General features: G+C 52.9%; 4 protein-coding genes. 1 reads left to right on the forward strand and 3 read right to left on the reverse strand.

The features are described from left to right. On the reverse strand, positions 1-313 hold a 313-nt coding region (locus ACT3TP_RS18445; protein WP_444621261.1), incomplete at its 3' end, for a hypothetical protein. A 1,284-nt stretch (positions 314-1,597) separates the two neighbouring features. On the opposite strand from ACT3TP_RS18445, the gene ACT3TP_RS18450 reads away from it, so the two are divergent. Then, a complete protein-coding gene (locus ACT3TP_RS18450; RefSeq protein ID WP_444621262.1) occupies positions 1,598-2,023 on the forward strand; it encodes a hypothetical protein in 426 nt (141 codons plus the stop codon). 120 nt (positions 2,024-2,143) lie between these two features. Here ACT3TP_RS18450 and ACT3TP_RS18455 read toward each other — a convergent pair whose 3' ends face one another. Together ACT3TP_RS18455 and ACT3TP_RS18460 are read right to left on the reverse strand one after the other, a co-directional pair. Beyond that, positions 2,144-2,623 carry a toll/interleukin-1 receptor domain-containing protein gene (locus ACT3TP_RS18455; protein WP_444621263.1) on the reverse strand — a complete coding sequence of 160 codons (480 nt, stop codon included), beginning with the start codon at positions 2,621-2,623 and terminating at the stop codon, positions 2,144-2,146. 384 nt (positions 2,624-3,007) lie between these two features. After that, positions 3,008-3,852: DNA/RNA non-specific endonuclease (locus tag ACT3TP_RS18460; RefSeq protein WP_444621264.1), on the reverse strand; the 845-nt coding region annotated here is incomplete at its 5' end.

Raw genomic sequence — 3,852 nt, forward strand, 5'->3', positions numbered from 1 at the left:
GGTTTTTCTTTAGTACAGCGGAAGGGATGCCTTTTCGCCATCCTGGCCAGCTCTTACGTTTGCTTTCTAAGTCCACGTTTTTGACCAGGTGGAGGCCTCGAACATGACAATCCCATTGCTGCGCCATGGTTGCTTTAGCCTCAACAGACGTGTTCAGCACGTCAACATTCGTATCGGAAGAAACTTTCGACAAATTTAAGAGCGCTTTGTGGGAAGAATCAGGAGCTTCTAAGGCCACAGCAGCATTTGCGTTGCCAATCAGCAGGGCGGCTATCGATAAAGCCGCGAGACCTTTTAGACTTTTCTTTGACAAGATTTCACCAGAACCAAAATAGGCAATTTTATGGACAAAATAATGAAACCAGAAGACAAGCGATTTTTCATAGTTGTGTCGCTCATCGTTGCGGGCTTAGTTTTACTTGCCTTCATCATTGGAGCGTCCGGAATTCTCTCGTACATTTTTGACCCCGAACCAGAAACTGACCTTCTGTTCATGCTGGTTCGGTAGGAATTGAAGGCCTACTAGCACTCAGTGCTTCTGTGCGACACGCTCAAACAGAAATCGAATTTTCTTCGGTGCGAGTTCGACCCTTCCCCAATAGATCCGGGGATGTCTGCTAGGGAACTAGTCAAGGCGCTTAAAAAGGTGATGCCCAACCCCGGCAAGGGTCAGGCATCATTATTTTTGAACAAAAAATTCAATTTAAGAGTACCTTGAGTCCGGCAAGACTGCGAAGGTACACGCTCCAGCATGTCGAAGCTTAACATGAGCGTCAAGGCCACCGGCTAGCCCCCGGGTGTAGAGAGAACAAAGGGTTTACCGAGAGAGATCGACGGCGCGTAAAGGCAGACTCGGAGCGCTAGAAAATCCATCGGGGTAAGAGCAGTTCGGCTCCCCCGCGTTGATCCTCACATCCCAGTCCTGATAGCCGAGTAATTCCCGGCTATGGAGCCTGTCAGGTGGATTGTGTAAGACCCCTAGCCAATTTATAGAAAGAGACTAGGAAAAACACGACATGACCACCCAAAGGACACCGCCGGATGAGTGGGTTAGAGAGAATCAGTTAGCTATCGCATAGCTGCTGGACTGCTTAAAGGGACCCAACCAGTGCGGCTCCCTAAGACTTTACCCGCGCGAAGCCTGCTTCGACGATTGGAGGCGATCAGTTGGAGCCTTCGATCATGAGAAATACACCGAAAAATGTCCGCCACGAATCATACCTTCCCGGTCACTGCGAGATGAGCACTAAACGTTCAGTGCAATCGAAGGTTTCCGTAGTGCATTCGAATGGCCTCGGCAATCAGGTCCACCGGTTCTCGCCCCGCTTCATGAGCCAGATATTCCAATTGCTCAGCAGCTTCTGGGGGAACCGCCACATCAGCCCACTTTCGGTTTTCAAGCCTCTAACCTTGGGGTATGCCTAATTGTGATGAAATAAACGTGTCCGTTGCCCCTTCCGTTAATGCCAAGCAGAGGAGCGCAAAAGCCCCTAAATTCTTGTCCGGCCTGTGGGGTGAGGCATTGGTCGTCAAGGAACTTCGGGAGCTTGGATTCAGAGTGAGGTGGGATGGCGGTCTGACCCACGGACACGACCTCGTGGCCGAGCGTGACGGCAAATGGTGGCTTATCCAGGTCAAGACTACGCAAAATAAAAAGGGCTGGGTGGCATGGGGAAAAAACGGCGAATCAGCGGTGGCTTTGGATACGAAGGCGCGGAAAGACGGCGGTGCAGGAGCCTTCTACGTCTTGGTTCAAATACATGACCAAGGCGACCACGTATTCGATTTTGACGCGGAAGTTCTGACCATCAAGATGCCAACTAATGTGGCTTTAGTGGGATTGTCCGCCACTCAGCTCGCGGCGGCCGTGGACGGTGCGCGAACCATATACGGGCAGACACCCCGTTCTCGCACGGGCCGTAATGGCGAAGCAATTGGCACCTTGCTCAGTGCCGATGGGCTGCTTTACCCGCTGGCCACACAGGATTACCCATACCTGCATGAATTTGTGGCCACCCTATAGGCCCTCGGACTTCTATTAGCGGGCACCTGAAAAGGGTCGCCCCCTACAAGACGATGCGACTATTCGACTGCTAAGACATGTTCCGCATGGTTCATCGTTCAATTCGCCAACGGGCACGGCTCAAAAATGCTCGCCTTCAACGGCTACCAGTTCGGCGATCTTGGTAGCAATGTCTGCCATCGAATCTTCTTCGGTGTTTAGCCCGTGGCGGGATCCAAGTAAAGGGCTAACTTTCCGCAGATCATCATAGGTCGTGCCGTGCACAACCGGAATCAGCATGTCGCGTGCAAGAAGCTCCGAGAGTTCCTTGTCAGAAACCCCTCGACTATCGACTCTCTTCAACAATGCAGGAGTAACAAGAACGATTCCCGTACGCGATTTTGCGAGGCCCCTATCGATTTCCCGCAGAAATGGCTGACCTAGAACAATGTCCTTCTCGCTGAACCAGACCGATACGCCCTCAAGTTCGAGTAGCTTGTTAAGTTCATCGGCTGCGCCACGACGATCGTCCCATGCATGGCAGAGAAAGACGTCTCGGAGGTCTGTCTCTTCGCGAGCTCGCACCTCAACCGTGCGACGAATACCAGCCAGTTCTCGCACTTGGGTAGTAGTGTAAGTGACGGGCGAGCTGCTTGGAGACCAAGCCGGTCGAGTTCTGCCAGTAACCAATGCCCCTCTATTGTTCGTACCGCTACTGCCGCTACTAGGTGGAGCAAAAGCGGACCTAGGCGGCGAGTAATAACTACGGCTTCGACCGCCGCATGCAGGACAGGCTGCAGCTGCGCTAGACGACCTATGACCTTTAACCGGTGCTGTACACATACTCATGCTTCAATCATAGCCAATTTAGTAAAAATAGTGCATAAAATTTATGGACCATACCAGTATGTCGCCTCGCGTTCCAACCCCTTAAGTAAGCATTCGCTTGAGGCAGCGACGTCTCCCTCTAAACCCAATGACGTTTAGAGGGGCTGAACAGTTCCTTCACCATTTAATATCGGTAATAGATTCCATCCGCACTCCTTCTGCAGCACGAATCGCAACCTGGTCATCAGCAGTTTGCATAGACTCAGCGAATTCCAGATCCGTCCGCTGCTCCAACTCCCCCACCGAGACCTGGTATACCCTGAATTCATCCAGTGCCAGCGCAACCCGCAGCTGGTCGAGATCCTGGGTCAAGAGAAAAGCTCGGGCTTTCAGCACGCCGGCTTCCTTGAAGGCAATGAGTTTCCAATACTCCGACGGCAACCCAACCCCGCGATAGACCTGGTCTCCTGGCTGAAAGACTGGCCCGCCAAAGACAGTCACCTTGAGGTCTTCAACATCCACCTGTTCATACAGGGCATTCTCCAGCTGGCCCCAAATCCCCTCTTGGCTGCTCTGGTTGAAATCATCCATTTGCGGGGCGATGTTCGTGTAGAAGAAGGAATCCTCGTTGGCTTGCTGTGCTTCCGCGACCTCGCCCCACACCAGATCTGCACGGCGGGCAATATGACCCCGATCCAGCCGATTACCCTGATAGAGCTCATTGCCGGATTGAAACTCTTCAGGCAATCTAAGGTCCCTGCCGAATTCAAGCCCGGAGCGGCTCAACCGTTTGGTTGCAGCGCCGTCGATGTTCCAAGCCACCCAACGCGCCAACCGGCGGGACTTGCTCAGCGACAGGGAAAAGTGAGTATAAGGAATGACATTCGACCCTTCCCACAGCACCGCGTCTTGTGAAGCCGCAGTGTCCAAGAGCGGCAGCGCTACACTAGTTCCCAGAAAGTTCGGGTCATACCCAGTGCGATGAACCGATGCAAGGATCTGATGGCTCCTGGTAGGCATGG

The organism is Glutamicibacter sp. AOP38-B1-38 (assembly GCF_052377485.1).
Classification (GTDB): Bacteria; Actinomycetota; Actinomycetes; order Actinomycetales; family Micrococcaceae; genus Glutamicibacter.